Origin of the sequence: Mucilaginibacter dorajii (assembly GCF_024808255.1) — a bacterium.
Lineage (GTDB): Bacteria > Bacteroidota > Bacteroidia > Sphingobacteriales > Sphingobacteriaceae > Mucilaginibacter > Mucilaginibacter dorajii.
The window spans coordinates 24,840-47,844 of the sequence record NZ_JANTYS010000025.1; the positions used below are offsets into that span (position 1 = coordinate 24,840).

Below are 23,005 nucleotides of genomic sequence, written 5' to 3' on the forward strand. Positions count from 1 at the left end.
ATTAGTCCCTTCGTAAGTATATGAAGGGATTTTTTTTTGCTGCAAAATTCAGGGCCATTATTTTAACTACAGCTACAATGGCATTGTTGCTGCAAGCCTGCAATAACCCGGAAGTTCATAAGCAACCCATAGTACAGCAAAAGCAGGTGGCGGTAAAGCCTCCATCTGCACCGCCGCCCGCTATCCCGGCAAGGCATGATACTTTGTGCATAGCAGCCGTGGGCGATATCATGCTGGGTACATCATATCCTGATAGTAGCACCCTGCCGCCTGATAGTGCCGTTAATAGCTTTAACGCGGTAAAGCCCCAACTTAAAAATTCCGATGTGATATTTGGCAACCTGGAAGGTACCCTGCTTGACCAGGGCGAGCCGGCACATTATAAGCTACACCAAAAAAGCAAAGCCTTTTTGTTCAGGATGCCTACCAGGTATGCGGGCGTTTTAAAGAATGCCGGCTTCAATGTGCTGAGTCTGGCCAATAACCACATCAGCGATTTTGATGTAAAGGGCCGCAAAAGCACCATGAAAACATTAGATAGCCTGGGTATTAATTATGCGGGCTTGTTGGATAAACCATCCACAGTTTTTGAATTGAATGGCGTTAAATACGGTTTTTGCTCATTTGCGCCTAATGCCAATACGGTACCGTTGCTCGATTTAAAAGGTGCAACACGCATAATCAGCGATTTAAAACAGCGGTGTGACGTGCTCATCGTATCTTACCATGGTGGCGGCGAAGGTGTTAATTTTGAGCATGTGCCTTTCCAGATGGAGTCGTTTATCAGCGAGAAACGCGGCGATGTGCATGCATTTGCCCATAACGCTATTGATGCCGGTGCCGATTTGATTTTTGGTAATGGTCCGCATGTAAACCGCGCCATGGAAATTTATAACGGGCGACTGATAGCTTACAGCCTGGGTAACTTTTGTACCTATCGTTGTGTGAGTGTTGCCGGGGTTTGCGGCCTTGCCCCCTTGCTTAAAGTATATGTAAACAAAAAGGGCCAGTTTCTGCATGGCAGGCTCATCTCCTTCAGGCAGGACCATAATTTAGGTTTGCTGCGCGATACCCTTAACCGTGCGGCCATGAGGATCCGGACATTAACAGATACCGATTTTCCTGGTGGGAATTTGGATATTGATGACGATGGCGAAATCACAGCCACATTGCCCGACTCGCTGGGTCTGGCAAAGGGGCAGCAATAGGAATATAACGTCAGTATTGGAAACTTTTACTCCCCTCCCAACGGACTATTGTGTGTACATCTTTAAACCTACTCTCCCAATAAAAACGATTGTCATTTCGACGAACAAAGGGTGGGATTGTGCGCCGGGGGTGAGGAGAAATCTTGTAAAAGCGGACACCCCACCATGCAAGGCGTCGAAGATTTCTCTTTCGCACCGCGCTCATACCCTACCTTCGCTCTATCGAAATGACATTTTTCTTTTTTTAGAAAGATGTGTACACTCAGTGGCTTCCACGAGGAAGGAATCGCACACCCCGCGCTTTTTTGATCCTTACCCCAATATCTCCTTAATATCTTCGGCAGAAAGCGACTTGATAAAGCTTTCCTCTGTAGTGATCAAAGCCCGGCTCAGGCTTAGTTTGCGCTGCTGTAGGGCAAGGATCTTCTCTTCAACAGAGTCTTTGGTGATGAATTTATAGATGAACACATTTTTGGTTTGGCCGATGCGATGTGTACGGTCAATGGCTTGTTGCTCAACAGCCGGGTTCCACCATGGGTCAAGGATGAACACATAATCGGCTTCGGTAAGGTTGAGACCTACGCCACCCGCCTTTATCGATATCAGGAATACCCTGGTCTTTTTATCTTCCTGGAATTGTTTCACCACGTCGCCACGGTTTTGGGTGCCACCATCAAGATATACATAAGGTATACCCTCAGCATCAAAATACTCGCGGTAAATGGTAAGCTGTTTTACAAACTGCGAAAATATGAGCACCTTATGGCCGCCATCCAGCACGCTGGCAAGGGTATGCACTACGTTTTCAAATTTGCCGCTATCGCCCTCATAATCTTTATCTATCATGATGGGGTGATTAGCTATCTGCCGCAACTTAATTAAGCCCTGTAACACCTGGATCTGCGTTTTGGCAAAGGTGCCATCCTCCAGGCTTTTCAGCAATTCGTTGCGGTATTCTGATTTTACTTTTTCATAAACCGACGACTGCTCTTCGCTCATTTCGCAATACAGCAGCGTTTCGGTTTTTGGCGGCAACTCGGTTGCTACCTGTTCTTTGGTTCGACGTAGCACAAAAGGTTTGATGAGGGCCTGTAGCTTGTGAGCTTTATCCTCGTCCTTTTTCTTTTCTATCGGGCTTACAAATTCGTTTTGAAAAAATTGCTGGCTGCCTAATAAACCCGGGTTAATGAACGACATCTGGGTCCATAGATCGTTTACCGAATTCTCTACCGGCGTACCGCTCAGGATCAATTTAAAACGAGATCGCAATTGCTTAACCGACTGGAACGACTTGGATGATGGGTTTTTGATATTCTGACTTTCATCCAGGATCACGTAATCAAAAAAGTAATCCTTAAACATTTCGATATCAATCCGGCTGATGCCGTAGGTAGTAATCACCACATCGTAATTGGCAAACACCTCTGCAGATCTGTATCTTAATGTGCCGGTATGCACCATGAGTCTTAATTGCGGCGTAAACTTCTTAGCCTCGTTAAGCCAGTTATAAATAAGCGACGTTGGCATAATAACCAGCGAGGTGCTTTTGCCGCCTTCGGCTTCGGTAATTTCTTTATGTTTTTGCAGCAGGGCCAGGGTTTGAATGGTTTTACCCAAGCCCATATCATCGGCCAGGCAGCCGCCAAAATGGTATTGCTTTAAAAAGTGGAACCAATTGTAGCCCGCCTTTTGGTATGGGCGTAAATGACCGGCAAAATTCGCGGGCATTGCTACCTCTTCCAGTTCCTCAAAATTGGTAAGGCGCTGTAGTTTGCGGGTCATGGTTACATTGGCCATTTCGCCTTCGGCAAGGTCGGTTACCAGGCCTATGTGGTGCCTGCGTAATTTTAGATCGTTACCACCATCGGTAAAATGCAGCAGGTTGCCGTATTGCGAAAACCATTTTTCGGGAATCACGGCTATTTCGCCAGATGGCAGCACAAACTCCTTTTTATGGTTGAGGATGTGGTTTTTTAACTGGATAAAAGGCACCTGGTAAGGACCAAACCATACAATGGCATGAATATCAAACCAGTCGTTATTTTCTCTTACTTCCAGATCAATCTTGCTACTACCGAATACATAGCGTTTGCCGCCTTCGGGTTGTTCAATTTCAAAGCCCTGGTCTATCAGTTGATCGTGATGTTGGTTAAGCCATTCAAATATCGAAAATGAATGATCGGCATCTTCATCATGGCTGTTAACCTCCAGGTTTTGAAACAGGCTTGATGTTATCTTGAGGCCCAGTTGTTCTAACTGTGCCATCTTGCCTTTTTCCCAGGTGGTAGATCGTTTAATGCGGTGAAACAGGTAATCATCGCCATTTTTTTCCATCCGCACAGATACATGCCTGCCATCGCCATAAGGAAAAATATAGCCGGCATAGTTAAAATTAAGCTGGATCTGCGAAACGCCACCCTCTACATAAATGGGCTTTAATACCGGGCGGGCATCATACTTTTCAGTGTTGATGGTAAAGCCTTCGGCGTAAACGTTATGTTTTTCTATAAGTGGTGCTACAAACCGCTCAAAGTATGATTGTTCTGACGATTTGGGAATGGCTATATAACGTTTATTTAAAAACGGCACCAGCTTTTTGCCTTCAATTTCTTTATCAAAATAATACAGGGTATCATCCAGCATCATCCAGGCGGGGTGGTTGCAAATGATCTCGGCGTTTTTAAACATGAACTCAATGCGCATGCCCTGATATTTGATGGTCGGGAAATACCTGATCTCGTCGTCGCCCCTGCGGAAATGGAATAGCACCGAGACCGGCTCGGCAGCCATTTGCAGTTTGCGCTCACCGGGGTAGCCTTCCTTGCTCATCTGGTACACCTTTTTACCGGTTTGCGTCAGCAGATTAAGTGCCTCGGCCATGCGTTTTTCCAGTTTTGGGCGAATAACCTCAAAAAGCTGCTCGGTAAATATTTTGGAGAAAAACTCAAACGGGCGGATGGGCTTTTTATAAAACTTTTTGATCACATTGCCCTGCTCCATCTCTTCCAAAACCTTAATCAGTTTCAGGTCGATATCATCCAAACAATGAATAAATTCTTTGGCCGTATTGCTGAATAAACGCTGGTGTGTTAATGAAAATTCGCCATTGGGGTTAAGCTGAACGATATGTGGTTCAATTACATAGCCAAGGTAATCATGCCGGGCAATGGCATAAATGATCTGGCAAGGTTTTGTACTGTCTACTCGTAGCATTAACTTTTGATAAAAAATTAATAGAAGCTACATCAACAAAAAATTCAAACGTAATGAGAATTTAGGGGAATTGAAAGGATTTTTATTTTTTTAATTTTTTTGAGCTGTTGTGTTGCGCAACAAGTGAAACAGCAAAAAGTCACATCTAACTAACAATCAATTGATTAAGAATTGTCATAATTTACAAATCGCAACAAAACCGCAACAGTCAACCAAAAACGTAAAAACCAGTGTGCACAGGTCTTTTAGAATCTTATAACTAAACAAAAACGTTGTCATTTCGAACCCTTGGCGGGTGGGTTCTGCAAGGCAAGGGTGAGAAATCTTATACAACAAGCTACGTTTCCTTATTGCTCGTAGAAGATTTCTCTATCGCGCCCCGCTTGTGCCTCACCCTCGCTCCATCGAAATGACATTTTCTTTAGTTAGAGAGATATGTACACACGGTAATTTAAAGAGATTAGGGCTCCACCTAAATCTCCAAAGCCAGCTGATCACCCGGGCCGGCTTCCTTTTCATTCCGCGGCCTGGGTACCACATCGCCAAAATTAGATAAGGAGATACCCAGCAGCCTCACCTTTGCATCCTCTGTGTTGGTAGCGGCCATGAGTTGTTTTGCTACCCTGCAAATGGTTTCCAGGTCGTTAAATGCGGTAGTGAATGACTGGTTGCGGGTGATCTGCTTAAAATCGTGATATTTTACCTTTAAGGTAAGGGTTCGGCCTTTCAGCTCGTACTTAAGCAGCCGGTTGTATACTGTGATGGCTATCTTATCCAGTTCGGCTTCCATTTCGGGCAGGGTGGTAAGGTCATAAGCAAATGTATCCTCGGCGCCAAGGGATTTTGTTTCGCGGTGGGGCTGTACCTCGCGGTTATCAATACCACGTACTATCTGGTAATAAAACCGGCCCGGCTTACCAAAGTTTTTAATCATTTCAGCCTCTGTTAGCCGCTTCAGGTCGGCACCAGTATGTAAACCCATCTGTTTCATTTTTTGAGCGGTAACCTTGCCTACGCCAAAAAATTTTTCGACGGCCAGCCCCTCCATAAAGCTTTCAATACTGGATGGCCCAATGAATTTTAACCCATCGGGTTTGTTAATGTCAGACGCTATTTTGGCCACAAACTTATTGATGGATACACCTGCCGAAGCAGTAAGGTTAAGTTCGTCTTTTATAGCTTGCTTGATCTGTTTGGCAATATCAATAGCCGAGCCTATGCCCAGCTTATCGTTGGTTACATCAAGGTAAGCCTCATCCAATGAAAGCGGTTCAATAAGATCGGTATAGCGGCTAAAGATCTCCCGGATGTGCTGCGATACCTCCCTGTAGGCGTTAAACCGCGGCCGCACAAACAAGGCATCGGGGCAAAGCTGCAAAGCCCGCTTGGACGACATGGCCGACCGGATGCCAAATTTACGCGCCTCATAACTGGCCGTAGCCACTACCCCGCCCCGTCCCTGTGGCAAGCCACCAACCACTAAAGGTTTACCCCGGTACTCCGGAAAATCGCGCTGCTCAACCGACGCGTAAAATGCATCCATATCAATATGGATAATTTTACGGAATATTGTTGCAGGCTGATCTTGCATAGAGCAAATATAGGGGTTGAACGGGTGAATGACTCGCAAATCATTTTCGCCTCAGGGAAATCGCGTTTAAAGATTTGCGTAGCAAAAGGTAGCTCCTATGGAGCAAAAAAGCATAAATTACTTGTTCTACAAATAGGTAGCCGCTATGCGGCATCGAATATTTAGTAAGACGAAAGAGTGCCGCATAGCGGCTACCTGTTTGTAGAAACAAAAGAACCAGACAAGATGCCGCATAGCGGCTACCTATTATGCACGTTGAAAGATGTTACCTTATGCAAAAATGTTAAAAGCGATTTCCCTGATTTTCGCCTGCATTTTAAAGGAGCAAACCCAGTTAACAATTATCGGGTTACCTTATTGCACTTATCAGTATTAATATCAAATATAAAAGGGGCGATGGCAGAGCGGAGAACGGCAGGGGTGGTATTAGGAGGATTGGCCTTTATTGCGGTAATTTGTTTTTGGGTGTTGCCATACATCATTTTTAAATCAACACATACGCTATCTTTTAAAAATTGCAGTGTTGAGTTTAAATATTACGCTGCTGTGGATACGGCCGACGGTGGATACCGCCTTGCCAAAAGTAAACTGGCGCTATGCCTTTGTAATACTTACACTCATGAAAAAGACAGTACAACAGGTAAACAGATTATGAAACTGCATAAACAATACGGTAATTCTGTTGCGCCTGATAGTACACTGTATGACAGCTATAATAAACTCGATAGCATTGTAAAATATCGTAAAATGGCTTTTGATACGGTGCTGGCATTAGATTAAAGTATTTGCTATTCCTTTTCTTCCTTCAACTTTTCTTTGATGTTTTTAAACAACCGCGGAGCATCAACATCATTATGCTGATACTCCGCGGTGAAATAATCCGTCATCGCTTGTACAAAAAACGAGCTGGCGGCATCATCTGTAGTTAGCTCATCTAACTTTGCAAGCTCACCGGCCGTAGCTTCATTCATCAGCTTTGTGATGGTTAGTTGAATCAGTTTTTCTTGATCCATGAGGCGTTTACAGGGCTTTGGTGTTATCTCTTGGCACCCTGTCAATTAATTTATTATAGGGGTCGATGCCCACTCTTTCGGGCTTGCCTTTTACAGTGATGATAATGGTATGCTCGCCTGCTGTTAATTTATGTTTTTGAAAATAAAGCGGGTTTACCTGGTTATAACCCTCCTTATTCCGGGTATCGGCAGCAAAAATGGCAATGTCTATATAATCATTCATGGTAGCCGGTACATCATCGCCCTTACCATTGATGTAAATTTTGCCGGTGCTCACTTTCAGCGTTACTTTATATTGTCCGTTACCCATCGCAGTGGCTTTGGCATCAATTACGTGGTTATCATAAAAGGTGATCTTTTCCCAGGTATCGGTTAAATAATATTGCAGCGAATCGGGCGTGTGCTTTTTCAAATAACGATACAGATCGTTATTGCCCGGGTAAGGGGGCTCTTTTTTAAACGCGTAGGTATCTTTAAATTCACGCAGGGCGGCGTTCATGTTTTGTTCGCCGATAAGGTCCCTTAAACCATATAACACATTGGCGGCTTTACCCTGGTACTCGTGCCATTCGTTGGCCCTGAGCAAGGTATGTTCGGGTTCGCCGCCCCTGCTGTGAAAATACAGGTATCGCCACATTTCATCCTGTAACACATCGTGAATATTGTTTTTGCCATATTTTTTTTCAACCATTACAAAGGCATCGTACCTGGCCAAACCTTCGGGAATTACAAACGAGCCAATGGTACTATTGGGTGCCACCTGGTAACGCCACCATTGTTGGGCTACCTGTATCATGCCGTTGTAATAGCAAAAATCAAACAAGCCGGGTTTGCCGAAATCGGCATTCCATCCGTCGTTTTCGGTATAGGTACTTAATGTTGACAGTACAGAGGCCTGAGGACCGTAAATCCCGGTTTCGGCTATTCGCATTTCATCAAAAGGATAGTTACCGTAGCTGGCCGAAAGGTATTTAATGCCGTCTTTGATGGCATTGTGATACCTGTGAATATTGGCAGCATGCAAGGGGTTATAAAATATGCTGGCGTTAACCTGCCTGCCACTATCTAACTTAACAACATCATGCAGTAAAGCATACTTTGCACTTAAAATAGCAAATGGCGGGTACATACCCGGGTTGTTTTGTACATAATGAAAATAATTGCGGCCATCCTTTGTCCACTGTCTTTGTAAAGTACCTGTTGAAACAGCAGTTTGGCCGGGCGATGTGCTTACCGTAAGATCGAACTTTTGGATGCTTGCACCTTTACCAATCCTTAAGGTGTTTAAGCCTTCCGGATCGTTTTGTTCAAACACCTCTTCTTTTTTGGGTGGTAAACCATATTGCTTGCGCTCATAAGGGCTGCCCAGTTCATCGTCATCATCGTACCCAATGCCAGGTAGGCCACCTTTAAAAAACGTGCCATTGCGTAACAGATCGGCACTGTACAGGTCATTGCTAAAGCCCTTATAATAAACAGCCGAGCGCAGCTCTACCACAACCGAATCGCCAGGAGCCAGCGGTTTTTCAAATTTATAAAGCCTGAAATCCGAGGTATCCTGTTTAGACCTGAACCAGTTGAATTTGCCCCGCTCATAAATTAGAGGCGTGGTAAACGGGATTGGTTTGCCCTTAGTTTTTAAATCGTACTCGGGCACCCCGTCGGCATCAATCAACAGCTGGCTAATGGTTTTTGGGGTTTTATTAACCAGTGTGAAATAGCCATGTGTGGCCGATTGCTGTTTTTCGGGATATACATCTACATTTAGTTTTATCGAGGTTACGCTTGGCAGCGGAAGATTTTGATATGGCTTGAGTGTACGCTCGTACAATACTGCACGCTCATCGTTCTCTGATTTGGTGAGATAGTTGTTCAGGTAACTTACGTTGTAATAAATAAATGATGAAAGCGACAGAAAGACTATCGCCAAAACAACTGTGATTAGCCGGGTTTTGGTGTTAAACCTGCCAGCTACCAATTGCAACCTCTCTTTTAATGTTGATGATACACCCCGGTAGTAAAAAAGCGCAGCTACAATAACCAGTAACCCCGCGGTTACCAGCCAATAAATATTAAACCAGGCAACAGGAGCGGCCATGTGGCCAATGCCATCCATATCTGAAATGCGGTAACCTGGCGTGTAGGAGTATAGCAGCAGATTATAGTTAAAAATGGAAGTGGTATGCAAAAAGTAAAGGGCCACCCAAATGGTTATACCAATACCATGCGCAGCAAATTTGTTATTCACCACCACGTGAATCACGTAAGAAAAGACCACCATCTCTAAAAACCGGGGCAAAATAAGACCGAAGACAGACAGGATATAAACCGGGAAATTGAATTGCGTAAATCCTTTGGCTATTTGTACGCCCAGGCTCATCACCATTGGGACCAATGATAAACCAAGGCCCAATACCAATAAGCTTAACAGCCTCGATCCGTTTAAAACCCAGTTGGGCGCGGGCAATGAATCATTGATGAAGGCGTAGCGGGTAATACGGTCGCGGTGTACGGTTTCGCCGGTGTAAAAAATGATGATGAAGAAAATGAAGAAGGGGAAAACCTCGTTAAAAATATCCAGCAATTCTACCGTGCGCGGAAAATCGGGAATGTAATAAAAGCTGTTACCCATAGATAACACAAAACCCAGGAATACAAGTCCGCAGCTAATGATGATCCAGAAATAATTATCACGAACGATGTTGAGCAACTCGGTTTTGGTAAGGCTTAAAAGCGTTTTGCGATTATAGCTGCCGGTAAATGAAGTAGCTACTTTAGGGCGCACGGCGTTACGATTTACCAATCCCTCTTTAACCAGGTTTTTATCTCGCTTGCCGCTAAAAAAGTCTTCAAAATTAAAGCGGATATAGGTGTATACCAGTAAAATTAAACCCAGGCCGGGCCATAGGATGCGGTTAAGCAGTAACGGGCCGCCAAACTCAATCAGGTTGGTGTTTTGCATAGCCGCTGTGGCCGCTTGTTTTTGCTGCCTGATACCGTTAAAGGCAAAGGGATCGGCCAGGTTAATCACGTATTGGTTATTGGTGCGCTGTAAAAAAAAGGTAGCTATCAGGTAGCCCAAAAACAGGATGATGCCCCCGCTATAGATCACCTTAATATTGCGGGTGATAGCAACCAGGCCATAAAACAGGGATGAAGTGAAGATAAGATTAGGCACTGCTATCATTAAAAACGGTTGCCAGTAATACATGAAATTGTTGGGACCATAATTGCTGGCATCTTTCCAGTGCATGAGCGGGCCAAGCTTGGTGCCCAAAAATACGCCCGCCATTACCGCGCTGCTAATGATGAGCACAAATAGGAGCGAACTAAAATACCTGCCCCAAAAGTAGCCGGCTTTAGTAATAGGGTAAGTGAGGTAATAATCTTTGGTATTGTGCTCAATATCTTTGTATAAAGGCATCCCCATAATGCCCGATGTTACCAGCATCATAAACATGCTAATCCACCCCATGGCAAAAGCGATAAGCATAGGGCTGTTGATGTGCTCCTTTTCGCCAACCGGGAGTGAACCTGTTGCAAAAGAACCGGTTATAAAAATAAGGGTAGCGAAGAAATAAACATACACCAGGGGTCTCCTGAGGCGATTTTGCGCCTCAAAAGCAAATATTTTCCAAAACATAGCGATAGGGTTTTAAATGGTATTTACATCTACACGGGTAGCAATATTGCTAAAATATACATCTTCCAGGTTGGGCGTAGCAGGAGCGAAACCTTTGCCTGGATCAGTTTCGGCCAGGATACGGATATGGAGCTTGCCCGTTTTTAGCTGGGTAGAGATCACCGAAAAATCATCCTGGTAAAAGCTTAGTTCGGCCTTATCAATGGCCTTGCTAAAAATCCGGCCCTCCATTTCGTTTACGGCTGTATCGGGTTCGCCGGCATATAAAACCTCGCCCTGGCAAATAATGGCAAAGTTGGAGCACAGCGTACTCACATCCTCCACAATATGGGTTGATAGGATAACGATGGTGTTTTCGCCAAGCTGGCTTAACAGGTTATAAAAGCGGTTGCGCTCGGCGGGGTCAAGTCCGGCGGTGGGTTCATCAACAATAATAAGTTTGGGATTGCCAATCAGCGCCTGCGCTATGCCGAAACGCTGTTTCATACCGCCCGAATACGTGCCCAGGTTTTTCCTTTTATCCTTGCCCAGGTTTACGTTATCAAGCAGGGCGGCAACCAGTTCTTTACGTTCGGCATTGTTGCCTACACCTTTTAGCTGCGCAATATGGTCAAGCATACGCTCGGCACTTATTTTAGGATATACACCAAACTCCTGGGGGAGGTAGCCTAATAATTGCCGTACCTCGGTTTTGTTTTTGAGCACATCCAGATCATCTAAAAAGATGCTACCGGCATCGGCCTCCTGCAAGGTGGCAATGGTACGCATCAGTGATGATTTGCCCGCACCGTTAGGGCCCAATAGGCCAAACATGCCGTTATTTAAGGTAAGCGATACATCCTTAAGCGCGTGAACACCGTTGGAGTATGTTTTTGAAAGTGAATTGATCTGTAATTTCATAAGGATTGGAAGGTTAAGCTGTTTATTGTTTTATGGTTTTAATAGCGGCCCCATTCATAATAAGTAAAGCGCTATCTGCCATTTGATAATGCAGATCGGTGATTTTCGCTTCGCTTAAAATGAGCTGACCTTTGTTACGGATATCAAAATTGGTATGCTGAATGTTATTGGTTTTTAAAAGGGTTAGTTTTGATAAACTGTTATCGTTGATACTGGTTACAGCTTTTAAATAACCGAGGCTATTATTGATTAGTATTACCTCACTTCCCCATTGCTGCGTAATAGCAAGGCTATCCTGTTTAAAGCCATCTATTAACACATGGTGCCTTCCCCAGCCATCAATAGCTGTGGTATCGGTATAACTTACTTTATTTAAAGTATAAGTAGCGTTGGCGTGCATGGCTTTAAGGTTGGGGCACGATATAATGATCATATAATCATCGCCGGTATTAAAGCGGGCGTAACCCCAGTTTAAATCAACCTGCAGGGTGTTGCCGGTTTGTTTAAACACCAGGTTGTCTTTAGGCATATTGTTAACCATCACCTTAAAAGGCCCCTGTACCAGTTTTACATTAACGTTTTCTGATGGGTTGATGATCACTTCATTAAAATTGCGGTAAGGCAGGGTGGTAAAGTTAAAGTAGGGGTCTTTGTAATGGCCGGTAAGGTATTCCCTTTTCATGGCTATGGCGTACACGATGTTTGATATAACCAGTGTAAGCAAAATGGCTATCAAAAATTTATTACTGGTTTTCATGGCCTGCATCTTTTTGGAGTTGATTATCTTTTTTAAACTGTTGGTATACCTGTTGCAGGTCATCCAATTCAATATCAAGCAACTGGATGTTCCTGAAAAAATCGGGCAGCTCCTGCTGCATAAAACGTTCTTTACGGATGGCTTTTATTTTGGCGGCGCCATCGGCCGCTACAAAAAGGCCCATACCCCGCTTGTTGATGATCACTTCCTGGTTTTGCAAAAGTTCATAAGCGCGATTAACCGTATTGGGGTTAACTTCAAGCTCAATGGCCAAATCGCGGATGGAGGTGATCTTCTCGCCGGCGGGCCATTTGCCCGTTAATATATTTTCGCTTACCGCTCCGGCAATTTGCAGGTAAATGGGTTCGTTTTCTTTAAAATCCATGTGCTGTAAAATTAAGCCTGCTTTTCTTTTAACCGGTAGTAAGCCGCAATCCAAAACAAAACCGCGATAACCAAATACATCACAAATGCATAACCTTCCCTGTTATTAACCAGGTTGACGACCATGACGTGACCGTTTTCCAGAAAAGCGACGTTTGTTAAAGGCAATGACGAAAAGGTATCTTTATGAAGCAACGCATCCATCAAAAGCTTGTTGCCAAACATTAAGACCGCTACCGCGATAAAAAACAGGAACGCCGTTTTAATAAAGTGGAGCTTTTTAAAACAGATGGCACCAAAAAAAGCAATGCTGTGCAAAAGCGAATAAATGGCCAATGCCACGTATAATAAAGGATATTGCAATGCACCGGGCTTTTGGAAAATGTTGAATAACTCGGGCTTTTGCTGCGCAAAATGCTTCGCGTTTATTAAAAACAGCATTACCAGGTAAAAGCTGCCGGTAACTATTATAAACAAAATGGCAAAAGAGTATAACCAGGCCACCAGGTATTTTTCGAAGTGGCTGGCCGGTAACGATAACCAGGTTATCACTTTTTTACTGCTGCCATATTCGGCAAAAATGGTACTGGTAAATATGGTGCCGGATAGCAAAAGTATCCAGGCATACAGCAGCATCTGGAACATAGGATCGAGCGAGGTATTGATCATGTATATTAAGAAGCTTCCGCCCATCACCATTACACCTACCAACACCACTATCGACATCAGGTACCTGGTGTAATGCTCCTGGCTGTGCTTTATAAAAAGCCTGCCAAACCTGGCCGGACTAAAAAAGTTTGACATATGCTATGATGCTTTTAATAATTCAACTATTTTTTTGTTACCACTAATAATGGCATTGAACAACAGTTCCAGGTCTACCTTGCTAAAGCGGCCCGATGTGTTTTGTAAAATGGCGTTGGTGCCCCGCATATCCTTTTCTTCATATACCGGCTTTAAACCTTCGGTATCGGCATAAAAACCGAAGGTTAATTTTTCTACCACTTCGTCCATAGGCAGGTTAACTACAATTTCTTTTTCGTGCAATACAAGCAGGGTATCAATCAGGCTATCCAGATCGCGCACCTGGTGGGTTGATATCACAATGCAGCGCTCATCGGTAAGTACCGAGGCTATAAGTTTCCTGAACTGCACTTTTGAAGGGATATCCAGCCCGTTTGTAGGCTCATCCATAACCAGTAAACCGGTGTTGGTAGCCAGACCGAAGGCGATCATGGCCTTTTTTTGTTGACCGAATGATTGTTTATCCATCACCGCGTTTTCATCAACATCTAAAGCTTTGAGGTAGATATAAAAATCCGACTTGCTGAATTTGGGATAAAAGCCGGCGGTATTGGCTACATATTGTGCCGGGGTAAATGACGGCACGTAAATATCTTCGGCCAGGAAATAGATCTGCTCCAATACAGAAACCGGTCGGCCTGAAACGCTCAACCCTTTAAGCAAACAGCTCCCTTTTTGCGGATAGGCCAGGCCGGCCATATTTTTTAACAGGGTTGATTTACCTGCCCCGTTTTTGCCAAGCAGTCCGTAAATGTGCCCTTGCTGTAATGCAAGGTTTAAATCCTTAAACAACAGGGCTTGCCTGTTGTAGCCAAAACTCAGATTTTTAATTTCAACCATAAAGAGTAGCGGTGTATTGGTTATCTAATACACAGCAAACCACGGTACTTTTTTTTGTATTTCCTAATGATTTGGAAAAAATATTTTTTTGACAGAGAGAGCAGTCGAAACATTTTTCAGATCGGGCAAAGCGCCATGTGATAATGTGTTAAAGCACTTATAGCAATAAGTGATCTTCTATTTCCAAAAACAAAACATATAATTCCCTACTTTAGAAGTATATGTTACCTCTACTCGTTTCCAAACAAATTCGCCAGGCTGATGCTTTTACCATAGCTAATGAGCCAATTTCATCTATCGACCTGATGGAACGGGCCTCCAAAGCTTTTGTGGGCTGGTTTATTAACCATTTCCCTGATAAACACAGATCGATATCTTTTTACTGCGGCACCGGTAATAACGGTGGCGACGGCCTGGCCATTGCCCATTTACTTAAAGAACATCAATATAAAAACATCAACATAAAAATTGCCCGCTTCAGCGATAAAGCATCTGATGATTTTAACACTAATTTTGCCAGGTTAACGCAAACAAATATTCCGGTAATTGAAATTCAAAAAGGCGTTGACCTGCCCGGGAAAAACGGTGATATCATTATTGATGCACTGTTGGGCAGTGGCCTCAATAAGCCATTAGCCGATGATTATGAGCGACTGGTAAAACACATTAACAAACAAGGCAAGGTCGTTGTAGCTGTGGATGTGCCTACAGGCTTCTTTTCAGAAGGCGAGGTATTGCCAGATGCTGTTGCTATCAAAGCAGACCTGGTGATCACCTTTCAGCAACCCAAGATCAATTTTCTACTACCCGAATCAGCTCCCTATATCGATTGCTGGGAGGCCGTTAACATCGGTATCAATGAAAGTTTTGTGCAATCCTTAAACTCCCCTTACCAGTTTATAGAGGAAAAAGACATCCGCGCCATATTAAAACCCAGGCACCGCTTTAGCAATAAAGGCACCTATGGGCACGCATTGATCATTGCAGGGCAGGCACAAACTATGGGGGCCGCGTTACTAAGCGCCGCGGCTGCCGCGCATGCCGGGGCCGGCTTAACCACAGCCTGCGTTCCGGAAAGCGGCTTAACTGCCCTGAATAGCTACCTGCCAGAAATTATGGCGATAGTGAGGAACGAAAGCAAATTGCCCCAAATTGAATGGGATAAATTTAACGCCATAGCCATTGGTCCTGGCTTGGGTAAAGCAGCAGATGCTGCTAATCTTTTATTGGCACTTATCAAAAACTACAAAAAACCATTAGTAATTGATGCCGATGCACTTAATTTGCTGGCCGCCGATAAAATATTACTACAAAAGCTACCTGCCGGCAGTATTTTAACACCACACATGAAAGAGTTTGACCGCCTGTTTGGCGAGCACAAAAACTGGTGGGCAAGGCTGCAAACAGCCATGCAAAGGGCAAAAGAATATAATATTTACATTGTTTTAAAAAACGATTATACTATTACAGTATCACCAGAAGGGAAAGCTTATTTTAACTCCACAAGTAATGCCGCTATGGCATCAGGGGGGATGGGTGATGTACTTACGGGAATTATTGCCGCACTGCTTGCTCAAAAATATTCGCCATTAGATGCCTGTTTGGCAGGCGTTTATATCCATGGTAAAGCGGGCGATGAATTAGGCTTGCCTAATAGACTCAATGTAATTTTGCCGGGTAAGCTGGCCTCGCACTTACCAGTTACCATGGCAAAATTAATGGCATAAAAAAAGGATGCAAGTATCATACATCCTTTTTTGATTAACTATTAACTGATCTTATAAAGAACTAAATACTCATATGAATGAGTTAGATTTATCACTTACATTTTCAATTTTCACAGGCTCTGTTTAATCTAACTGGTTATAAGACGTGCGAGACATCCTAATAGTTACAAAAAAACGAATAAATGGTTTGGGTTATTGTTAAAAAGCTGTTAAATAATTACAAAAGAGTGCATTTTATTAACAAAAGCCCCCAAATGACACTTATTTTAAACAAAAAGGACGCCTCACATAGTGAAACGTCCCGTCATTTACATGTAAACTTCTTTTTTTAATATTTGCCAATAACCACCATTTGGTCAAGCGTTGGGTTAACGCTGCCGCCTCTTGGCTCTAAAGTCACCGCGAAAGCATCTGCCGAAGCAATTGATTTCATTTCCTTAATGCTGGCAGTAGTGTCACTTGCAGAGTCAAACACACCCAGGTCAACAGGCTTGCCACCTACAAGGGCCCAAAGCTGGTATTGGTGTGCTTTATCATTTTGCGCCATCTTCATATCGGCAATATCTAACACCACTTTTTTCTTACCGGGGCTAAATGCCAGTGTAATGGCCGAGGCCGGATTTTTAGGTGTGCCTTTTAAGCGGATAAGCTTGTATGAGGTATCACGAAAAACGGTAAGCTCCTTATCCATCAGGTTTACCTGGTTGGCAAACTGTTGCTTGCTTTGCTGCAGGGCTATCAACTGGCTATTTGAATCCTGTAATTTATTGTTTAAATTAAAGATAGCTACTGCGCTTGCAATCAATAAGGCCAGGCTGGCAGCAAATGCATATTTATAAAAATTGCTCTCTTTGCGTACAGGCATCGCTACAATAGCATTGCCCTGTTCTTCTTCCTCTTCTTCGTAGGTATCACTCTCGTTATGTGGTGGGGCGGCGGTAAAATTTCTGTCGTCACCAAAATTGGTAAGTAAGCTACCCAGTATTCTGCCTCTTAAATCTTCTGATGGTTCAACCGCGTTTTCTTTTGCATACAGTTCCATTGACAGTTCTATTTCATCCAGTTCGGCTTTTACCTCCGGATGTTTAGAAGCCATCTCCTCAACCTGGCGCTTTTCGTCGGGGGTAACATCCCCCAAAACGTAAAGTTCCAGAATTCCTGTTTCGATATATGCTTTTAAATCTTCCACTTTCAATTAAAATGTTTTCTGAGTTCTTGTATGCCCATTCTCAACCTGGTTTTAATAGTACCCAACGGAATGCCCAATTCTTCGGCGGCTTCCACGTGTGTGTACCCTTTAAAATAAACCAGATCGATGATTGATTTTTGGTCAGGCTTTAATGTCTGAACTAAATCTTTAACACCCATCAACTCAGGCTTGTAAACTGTATTCCTTTGCTCGTCTATGAAAGCTACGTTATTTTCAATCTCCTGGTTTTTGTTTTGGTTCTTAAAATCTTTTGATCTGATCTTGTCTATTGCCAGGTTGCGGGCAATATTAACCATCCAGGTAAATAAACGGCCTTTTTCGGTACTGTAGCTTGAAAAGGAATGCCAGATTTTTACGAAAGTTTCCTGTAAAATATCTTCTGCTATAGCGGTATCTACAACAATGCGGGATATAACACCAAATAAAGAGGACGAATACATGTCATAAAGCGCTTCTATTGCAACTTTTTCATGATTCCTTAGTGAAAGCACTAATTCGTCTTCAGAAAGAGATATTTTGCGTTTTTTGCTCAATTTGGGTTTATTGCTCGATATGGTGAAGATATAAAGGATATATCATATTTCAAACAAGTGTTTTTCGGCGTGGTAAGATGACCGTACTAATGGTCCGCTTTCCACATATTTAAAACCCTTATCAAGGCCAATTTGTTTTAATCGTGCAAACTGATCGGGGTGAATCCAATCGATAACCGGATGGTGATTGCGGGTTGGCTGCAAATACTGGCCCAGCGTAAGGATATGCACACCAACTGCAAGTAAGTCGTCCATAGCTTTTAAAAGGTCTTCTTCTGTTTCGCCCAAACCAAGCATAATACCTGATTTTGTGCGCAAACCGGCTTCAGAAACATGTTTTAAGGCTTCCAAACTGCGGTCGTATTTAGCCTGGATGCGTACCTCTTTGGTTAAGCGGCGTACAGTTTCCAGGTTATGGGATACTACCTCGGGGCGGGTTTCCAGCACGCGGGCCAGGTTATCCCAATTGCCTCTAAAATCGGGCAGCAAAGTTTCTAATGTAGTTTCCGGGCTTTCGCGACGGATGGCATTGATGGTTTCGGCCCAGATGATAGAGCCGCCATCTTTCAAATCATCACGGTCTACCGAGGTGATTACGCAATGTTTTACCTGCATCAGCTTTACCGATGTTGCTACACGGTTTGGCTCATCAACATCAACAGCTAAAGGCCTGCCGGTTGCTACGGCGCAAAACGAGCAGGAGCGGGTACAAATGTTACCCAATATCATAAAAGTAGCTGTGCCGGCACCCCAGCACTCGCCCATGTTGGGGCAATTACCACTTTCGCAAATAGTATGCAGTTTGTGTTCATCAACCAAACCGCGTACGTGAGCATATTCTTTTCCTATAGGAAGCTTTACCCTAAGCCAATCGGGCTTACGTTGTACCTGGCTAACCGCGGGAACTACCGGCAATTCAATCATGTTGCAAATGTAGTTAAAAAGCAAGTAACCAATTATAACGTTGCCCTTAGGTTGTAAGAATTATTACAGAAGAGTGATGGGCCCGGACACGCGGCTGCTTGTTTAAGCGGTGCTTTTTCAACTCAACCCCCATTTTTATTTAATATAATTGTATCTTGGTTTGACCTCAAAACTTTCATCATGAAACTATTTAATAAAGCTTTCTTAGCTGCCTGTGCCATGTGCCTTAGCGCAGCCATTGCTGTTGCACAACCGGCCACCTACCCCGATAACTTACCTAAAGACTATTTAAGCCAAGAGTTTCACGCCGGCAGGCGGCAGGCTCTCCGTAATTTAATGCCGGCCAATTCTGTAGCTGTGATATTTTCATACCCCGAGCGTGTTTTCTCTAAAGATGTAAACTACGTTTATCACCAAAACCCCGACATGTATTATTTTTCGGGCTATAAGGAGGCCGATGCCATGCTGCTGATATTTAAAGAAAACCAAGGCACAGGCGACAGTACCTACAACGAAGTCCTGTTTGTACGCAAGCGCGATGCAGGCCAGGAACAATGGACAGGCAGGCGGCTTGGTGTGGAAGGTGCAAAAACACGCCTTGGCTTTAAACGAGTGTACAACGGCGAGGATTTTGCAAAGTTCCCGCTTGATTTTAAAAAGTTTAGTACGGTGATCTATGATGAAATGCCCGATGCTATTGGTAGCGATGAAGGCCTGGCCCAACTGGTTAAAACCTTTAAAGCCAAAGTTAATGTACCAGAGGTTGATAAAGGCCTGATGGCTGATCTTACACTCATCAGCCAGCGTGCTATGCCGGCTAACCTTACAAGATTGATGGCTTATATTAAGCCACGTTTAGATGGCGATGCCTATAAAAGCAACACGTTGATACAGGAGTTGGTTAATAAACCCGATTCGGCAACGCTGATGGATGTTAAGGCTAAAATAAAATTGGCCTATGGCGCAACGGGCGCTTTTGCAACGTACACCACCGCTTTAAGAGGCATCAAAACGCCCGAAGAGCTGGCATTGATTGGTAAAGCGGTACAGATCTCGTCATTAGCGCATGCCGAAGTAATGCGTGCCATTAAACCTACCAGTGGCGAGCAGGAGCTGGAAGGCATTTTTATGTATATACACAAAAAATATGGTGCCGAAGATGAGGGCTACCCGCCAATTGTTGGAGCAGGTGCCAACGGCTGCATTTTACATTACGAAGAAAACAATGTACCCAAAGTTGATAACCAATTGGTGCTAATGGATGTAGGTACTGAATATCACGGCTACTCGGCCGATGTTACCCGCACAGTACCGGCCACCGGCAAGTTTACTGAAAACCAGAAAGCCATTTACCAGTTGGTTTATGATGCCCAGGAAGAAGTATTTAAACTTTGTAAGCAAGGCGTTAAATATGCATCATTAGAGCAAAAAACGGTGGAAGTATTAACGGCCGGTCTTATTAAATTGGGCATTATTAAAGATGCTAAAGAGTTGCGCACCTATTATCCGCACGGAGTATCGCATCACATGGGCCTTGATGTGCATGATAAAGGCGAATACGGGGGCAATTTGCAGGAAGGTATGGTGATTACGGTTGAACCTGGCATATACATCCCGGCTGGTAGCCCCTGCGATAAAAAATGGTGGAATATAGGCGTGCGGATAGAGGATGATGTGGTGATAGGCAAAGACAAATGCACAAACCTATCGGCCGATGCTCCGCGCAAATGGCAGGACGTTGAAAAAATGGCTGCGGAGAAAAGCATCTTTGACGGGAAGTAATAAGTCAAAAATAAAAATTCAAAATTCAAAAAGGCATGGGTGCATATCCGTGTCTTTTTGTTTTAAGGTTGCTTTTCTACGGATACCTTAATTTAAGGAGAGTTGATTAACACTGCAAATTGTTTCGGCAATTTGTAACCCATCTTGATACTTGATACTAACTACCTGATACTATAAATGATACTAAAAACATCAGCATATAATTAAAATAAATAAGCTATTGCCAGAAATGTTGAAAACTGTAACTTTGCAAACTTAATTTTGTTATAACAATGTCAAAAACCCAGGCGAATACCAAAGTTGCTACGCCAGAAACTAATTTTGGAAAGAGCGGCAGCTTCGTGCGCGAGAATCAAAAAAGCTTAATCTTTATCGGTGGAGCCGTAGTGGCCCTTATCGTAATTTACTTATTATACCTTAAAGTTTACCTTGGTCCGCTTGAAACTAAAGCAGCCAACCAAATGTACAGGGCACAGGATTTTTGGGCACAAAAAGATTGGGATAAAGCAATTAAAGGCGATGCCAGCTACCCGGGTTTTGAAAAGATCATTTCTGATTATGGCAATACTAAAGCAGCAAACCTTGCTTACTTTTATTTAGGTACCGCTTATTTAAACAAAGGCGAATACCGTAAAGCTATTGATGACCTTACCAGCTACCGCGGTGACGATATCATGATTGCTGCCGAGGCCTTTGGTGGCATAGGTGATGCTTATGTTGAATTGAAAGACTACAGCAATGCGGTAACCTATTTTAACAAAGCTGTTGATAAGGCAAAAAACAAATTCCTTTCGCCGCTTTACCTTAAAAAATTAGGCTTGGTTTACGAGGAAACTAAAGACAATAAATCTGCCAGCGAGGCATACAAAAGAATAAAAACCGAATACCCTGAAAGCGCCGAAGCACAAAATATCGATGAGTACATCGCCCGTGCCGAAGCAAAATTATAATTCTTGATTTCGGATGTCGGAATTTCGATTTCGGATTTATTGACTTGCTAAGCCTTTAAATCCGAAATCGATTTTTTGTTTATAGGAGATCCGTTTAATCAAATAGAAAATAATAAATCCGAATTCGAACATCTCAAATCCGAAATACAACGATGGCTTCACAACTTAAAAACCTTTCTGATTTTTCGCATACTACCATACCTTCTGCAGCGCCTTACCGCTTTGGGATAGTTGTTGCCGAGTGGAACGCCGAAATTACCAACGCACTGTACCAGGGTGCTTATAACAGCCTTATTGTTAATGGTGCTTTAGTCGATAATATTGTTAGCTACACCGTACCTGGCAGCTTTGAACTAACATCCGGTGCCGATTTACTTTTAAAAACAGGTAAGCTGGATGCGGTGATTTGCTTAGGCTGTGTAATACAGGGCGAAACCCGCCATTTTGATTTTATTTGTAACGCGGTGGCAAACGGCGTAAGCAATGTTGCCATAAAATACGCAAAACCTGTTATATTTGGTGTATTAACAACTGATAACCAACAACAAGCTATTGACCGTGCAGGTGGCAAACATGGCAATAAAGGCGATGAAGCCGCAATTACTGCCATAAAAATGGCCGCGCTTGCCGAAACTTTAAAGGACTAACCTGCGTTAAAATACCATAGCGTTAAAACAATGAAAAAATTAATTTACATAGCTATTATAGCTTTAGCAGTTGGCAGCATATCATCATGCTCAAACAAATTATGCCCGGCTTACGGATCTTATCCTAAGAGCGGTCGCTAACAGGCAATTGTCATTTTTATTGTCTCTTAAACACTTTAAACAGTTTTTGTGTTATAATTGCTGTGAGAGTCAAGATACAAGAATCAAGATTCAAGACAAAAACTTAATGTAGTAATGGCGAGCTTAAGAACGAGTACAGTTAGAAACTTGAAGAGTGCTTTCATTCTTTTCTTGATTCTTGACTCTTAATTCTTGACTCTTTTTTTAAGATATAATTTTATGAACTGGATAGCGCTGGAGTCGGCAGATCAATTAAACGAGATCAAGAACAACGAGGGATATAGCCTCATTTTTAAACATAGTACACGTTGCTCCATCAGTATGATGGCCAAAAGGCGTTTTGAACTGGATTGGGAAGACCTGCCCAAAGATATGCACCTTTACTTTTTAGACCTGATCAAATACCGTGACTTATCGGGTATGACAGCACAATTGTTCGATGTCCACCACGAATCACCGCAGTTATTGCTGATTAAAGATGGTGAGTGTGTATTAGACCAATCGCACGGCGCAATTTCTGTTGAGGAAGCACTGAGTGTTTTGAGTTAATAATTTAAAAGATATAGTTATAACAAAAAAGGCGCGTTAAGCGCCTTTTTTGTTATAACTATATGCCATTTCGAGTTGTGAAATCCGGGGACTGTGAAAGTGGAAATGACAAAGCAACTTGAACCACAATGTCATGCTGAACTTGTTTCAGCACCCCACTCGCTAAGTAAACATCATGCGGGAAACCTG

The 23,005-nt window shown here is 43.3% G+C and carries 19 protein-coding genes; 7 read left to right on the forward strand and 12 right to left on the reverse strand.

Translation table 11 applies throughout. The features are described from left to right. Window positions 1-20: 20 nt before the first annotated feature. The gene (locus tag FHS10_RS24425; protein ID WP_259096158.1) at window positions 21-1,208 is read left to right on the forward strand and encodes a CapA family protein; all 1,188 of its coding nucleotides are present in this window, start codon (window positions 21-23) and stop codon (window positions 1,206-1,208) included. A 312-nt stretch (window positions 1,209-1,520) separates the two neighbouring features. Here FHS10_RS24425 and FHS10_RS24430 read toward each other — a convergent pair whose 3' ends face one another. After that, window positions 1,521-4,421 carry a DEAD/DEAH box helicase gene (locus tag FHS10_RS24430; RefSeq protein ID WP_259096160.1) on the reverse strand — a complete coding sequence of 967 codons (2,901 nt, stop codon included), beginning with the start codon at window positions 4,419-4,421 and terminating at the stop codon, window positions 1,521-1,523. A 472-nt stretch (window positions 4,422-4,893) separates the two neighbouring features. Further along, window positions 4,894-6,012: a DNA polymerase IV gene (gene dinB / locus FHS10_RS24435; RefSeq protein WP_259096162.1), complete on the reverse strand. Its 1,119-nt coding sequence runs from the start codon at window positions 6,010-6,012 to the stop codon at window positions 4,894-4,896. 396 nt (window positions 6,013-6,408) lie between these two features. Between dinB and FHS10_RS24440 the strand changes: the two genes are divergently transcribed. Then, window positions 6,409-6,792, forward strand: a complete 384-nt coding sequence (locus tag FHS10_RS24440; RefSeq protein WP_259096165.1) for a hypothetical protein — start codon at window positions 6,409-6,411, stop codon at window positions 6,790-6,792. Between the two features lie 8 nt (window positions 6,793-6,800). Here the strand turns inward: FHS10_RS24440 and FHS10_RS24445 are convergent, their stop codons facing one another. Genes FHS10_RS24445 through FHS10_RS24475 form a run of 7 tightly spaced genes read right to left on the reverse strand, consistent with a single transcriptional unit; the run spans window position 6,801 to window position 14,353 of the window. Beyond that, window positions 6,801-7,025 (reverse strand): hypothetical protein, encoded by a 225-nt coding sequence (locus FHS10_RS24445; RefSeq protein WP_259096167.1) that lies wholly within the window; start codon window positions 7,023-7,025, stop codon window positions 6,801-6,803. A gap of 7 nt (window positions 7,026-7,032) precedes the next feature. Beyond that, window positions 7,033-10,668 carry an ABC transporter permease/M1 family aminopeptidase gene (locus FHS10_RS24450; protein WP_259096169.1) on the reverse strand — a complete coding sequence of 1,212 codons (3,636 nt, stop codon included), beginning with the start codon at window positions 10,666-10,668 and terminating at the stop codon, window positions 7,033-7,035. A gap of 12 nt (window positions 10,669-10,680) precedes the next feature. Next, the gene (locus FHS10_RS24455; protein WP_259096171.1) at window positions 10,681-11,568 is read right to left on the reverse strand and encodes an ABC transporter ATP-binding protein; all 888 of its coding nucleotides are present in this window, start codon (window positions 11,566-11,568) and stop codon (window positions 10,681-10,683) included. Window positions 11,569-11,590: 22 nt separating this feature from the next. Then, window positions 11,591-12,325, reverse strand: coding sequence for a hypothetical protein (locus tag FHS10_RS24460; RefSeq protein WP_259096172.1), 735 nt, complete (start codon window positions 12,323-12,325; stop codon window positions 11,591-11,593). Further along, window positions 12,312-12,710, reverse strand: coding sequence for a GntR family transcriptional regulator (locus FHS10_RS24465; protein WP_259096174.1), 399 nt, complete (start codon window positions 12,708-12,710; stop codon window positions 12,312-12,314). The genes FHS10_RS24460 and FHS10_RS24465 overlap by 14 nt, the downstream gene beginning before the upstream one ends. An 11-nt stretch (window positions 12,711-12,721) precedes the next feature. Then, window positions 12,722-13,513 (reverse strand): hypothetical protein, encoded by a 792-nt coding sequence (locus FHS10_RS24470; RefSeq protein WP_259096176.1) that lies wholly within the window; start codon window positions 13,511-13,513, stop codon window positions 12,722-12,724. Window positions 13,514-13,516: 3 nt separating this feature from the next. Continuing rightward, on the reverse strand, window positions 13,517-14,353 hold the full coding sequence (locus tag FHS10_RS24475; RefSeq protein ID WP_259096178.1) for an ABC transporter ATP-binding protein: 837 nt from the start codon (window positions 14,351-14,353) through the stop codon (window positions 13,517-13,519). Window positions 14,354-14,574: 221 nt separating this feature from the next. Between FHS10_RS24475 and FHS10_RS24480 the strand changes: the two genes are divergently transcribed. Beyond that, window positions 14,575-16,080, forward strand: a complete 1,506-nt coding sequence (locus tag FHS10_RS24480) for an NAD(P)H-hydrate dehydratase (RefSeq protein WP_259096180.1) — start codon at window positions 14,575-14,577, stop codon at window positions 16,078-16,080. Between the two features lie 328 nt (window positions 16,081-16,408). Here FHS10_RS24480 and FHS10_RS24485 read toward each other — a convergent pair whose 3' ends face one another. From FHS10_RS24485 to lipA, 3 genes are read right to left on the reverse strand one after another with little or no spacing between them, the layout of a single operon-like run. Continuing rightward, window positions 16,409-17,269, reverse strand: coding sequence for an anti-sigma factor (locus FHS10_RS24485; RefSeq protein WP_259096182.1), 861 nt, complete (start codon window positions 17,267-17,269; stop codon window positions 16,409-16,411). 2 nt (window positions 17,270-17,271) lie between these two features. Next, window positions 17,272-17,823, reverse strand: a complete 552-nt coding sequence (locus FHS10_RS24490) for an RNA polymerase sigma factor (RefSeq protein ID WP_259096184.1) — start codon at window positions 17,821-17,823, stop codon at window positions 17,272-17,274. Between the two features lie 42 nt (window positions 17,824-17,865). After that, window positions 17,866-18,747, reverse strand: a complete 882-nt coding sequence (gene lipA / locus FHS10_RS24495) for a lipoyl synthase (RefSeq protein ID WP_259096185.1) — start codon at window positions 18,745-18,747, stop codon at window positions 17,866-17,868. Between the two features lie 180 nt (window positions 18,748-18,927). Between lipA and FHS10_RS24500 the strand changes: the two genes are divergently transcribed. The 4 genes from FHS10_RS24500 to ytxJ all read left to right on the forward strand — a co-directional run bounded on the left by FHS10_RS24500 (window position 18,928) and on the right by ytxJ (window position 22,816). Continuing rightward, complete coding sequence (locus FHS10_RS24500) at window positions 18,928-20,529, forward strand: aminopeptidase P family protein (RefSeq protein WP_259096187.1); 1,602 nt, start codon at window positions 18,928-18,930, stop codon at window positions 20,527-20,529. A 272-nt stretch (window positions 20,530-20,801) separates the two neighbouring features. Further along, window positions 20,802-21,479, forward strand: coding sequence for a tetratricopeptide repeat protein (locus FHS10_RS24505; RefSeq protein ID WP_259096189.1), 678 nt, complete (start codon window positions 20,802-20,804; stop codon window positions 21,477-21,479). 152 nt (window positions 21,480-21,631) lie between these two features. Next, on the forward strand, window positions 21,632-22,126 hold the full coding sequence (ribH, locus tag FHS10_RS24510) for a 6,7-dimethyl-8-ribityllumazine synthase (protein ID WP_259096192.1): 495 nt from the start codon (window positions 21,632-21,634) through the stop codon (window positions 22,124-22,126). 360 nt (window positions 22,127-22,486) lie between these two features. Further along, window positions 22,487-22,816, forward strand: a complete 330-nt coding sequence (gene ytxJ, locus FHS10_RS24515) for a bacillithiol system redox-active protein YtxJ (protein ID WP_259096193.1) — start codon at window positions 22,487-22,489, stop codon at window positions 22,814-22,816. Window positions 22,817-23,005: the final 189 nt, after the last annotated feature.

Excerpts from the sequence above, each read along its gene's own strand:
- FHS10_RS24425 (WP_259096158.1), top strand. The coding sequence starts at position 21 with ATGAAGGGATTTTTTTTTGCTGCAAAATTCAGGGCCATTATTTTAACT.
- FHS10_RS24430 (WP_259096160.1), bottom strand. The coding sequence starts at position 4,421 with ATGCTACGAGTAGACAGTACAAAACCTTGCCAGATCATTTATGCCATT.
- dinB (WP_259096162.1), bottom strand. The coding sequence starts at position 6,012 with ATGCAAGATCAGCCTGCAACAATATTCCGTAAAATTATCCATATTGAT.
- FHS10_RS24440 (WP_259096165.1), top strand. The coding sequence starts at position 6,409 with ATGGCAGAGCGGAGAACGGCAGGGGTGGTATTAGGAGGATTGGCCTTT.
- FHS10_RS24445 (WP_259096167.1), bottom strand. The coding sequence starts at position 7,025 with ATGGATCAAGAAAAACTGATTCAACTAACCATCACAAAGCTGATGAAT.
- FHS10_RS24450 (WP_259096169.1), bottom strand. The coding sequence starts at position 10,668 with ATGTTTTGGAAAATATTTGCTTTTGAGGCGCAAAATCGCCTCAGGAGA.
- FHS10_RS24455 (WP_259096171.1), bottom strand. The coding sequence starts at position 11,568 with ATGAAATTACAGATCAATTCACTTTCAAAAACATACTCCAACGGTGTT.
- FHS10_RS24460 (WP_259096172.1), bottom strand. The coding sequence starts at position 12,325 with ATGAAAACCAGTAATAAATTTTTGATAGCCATTTTGCTTACACTGGTT.
- FHS10_RS24465 (WP_259096174.1), bottom strand. The coding sequence starts at position 12,710 with ATGGATTTTAAAGAAAACGAACCCATTTACCTGCAAATTGCCGGAGCG.
- FHS10_RS24470 (WP_259096176.1), bottom strand. The coding sequence starts at position 13,513 with ATGTCAAACTTTTTTAGTCCGGCCAGGTTTGGCAGGCTTTTTATAAAG.
- FHS10_RS24475 (WP_259096178.1), bottom strand. The coding sequence starts at position 14,353 with ATGGTTGAAATTAAAAATCTGAGTTTTGGCTACAACAGGCAAGCCCTG.
- FHS10_RS24480 (WP_259096180.1), top strand. The coding sequence starts at position 14,575 with ATGTTACCTCTACTCGTTTCCAAACAAATTCGCCAGGCTGATGCTTTT.
- lipA (WP_259096185.1), bottom strand. The coding sequence starts at position 18,747 with ATGATTGAATTGCCGGTAGTTCCCGCGGTTAGCCAGGTACAACGTAAG.
- FHS10_RS24500 (WP_259096187.1), top strand. The coding sequence starts at position 18,928 with ATGAAACTATTTAATAAAGCTTTCTTAGCTGCCTGTGCCATGTGCCTT.
- FHS10_RS24505 (WP_259096189.1), top strand. The coding sequence starts at position 20,802 with ATGTCAAAAACCCAGGCGAATACCAAAGTTGCTACGCCAGAAACTAAT.
- ribH (WP_259096192.1), top strand. The coding sequence starts at position 21,632 with ATGGCTTCACAACTTAAAAACCTTTCTGATTTTTCGCATACTACCATA.
- ytxJ (WP_259096193.1), top strand. The coding sequence starts at position 22,487 with ATGAACTGGATAGCGCTGGAGTCGGCAGATCAATTAAACGAGATCAAG.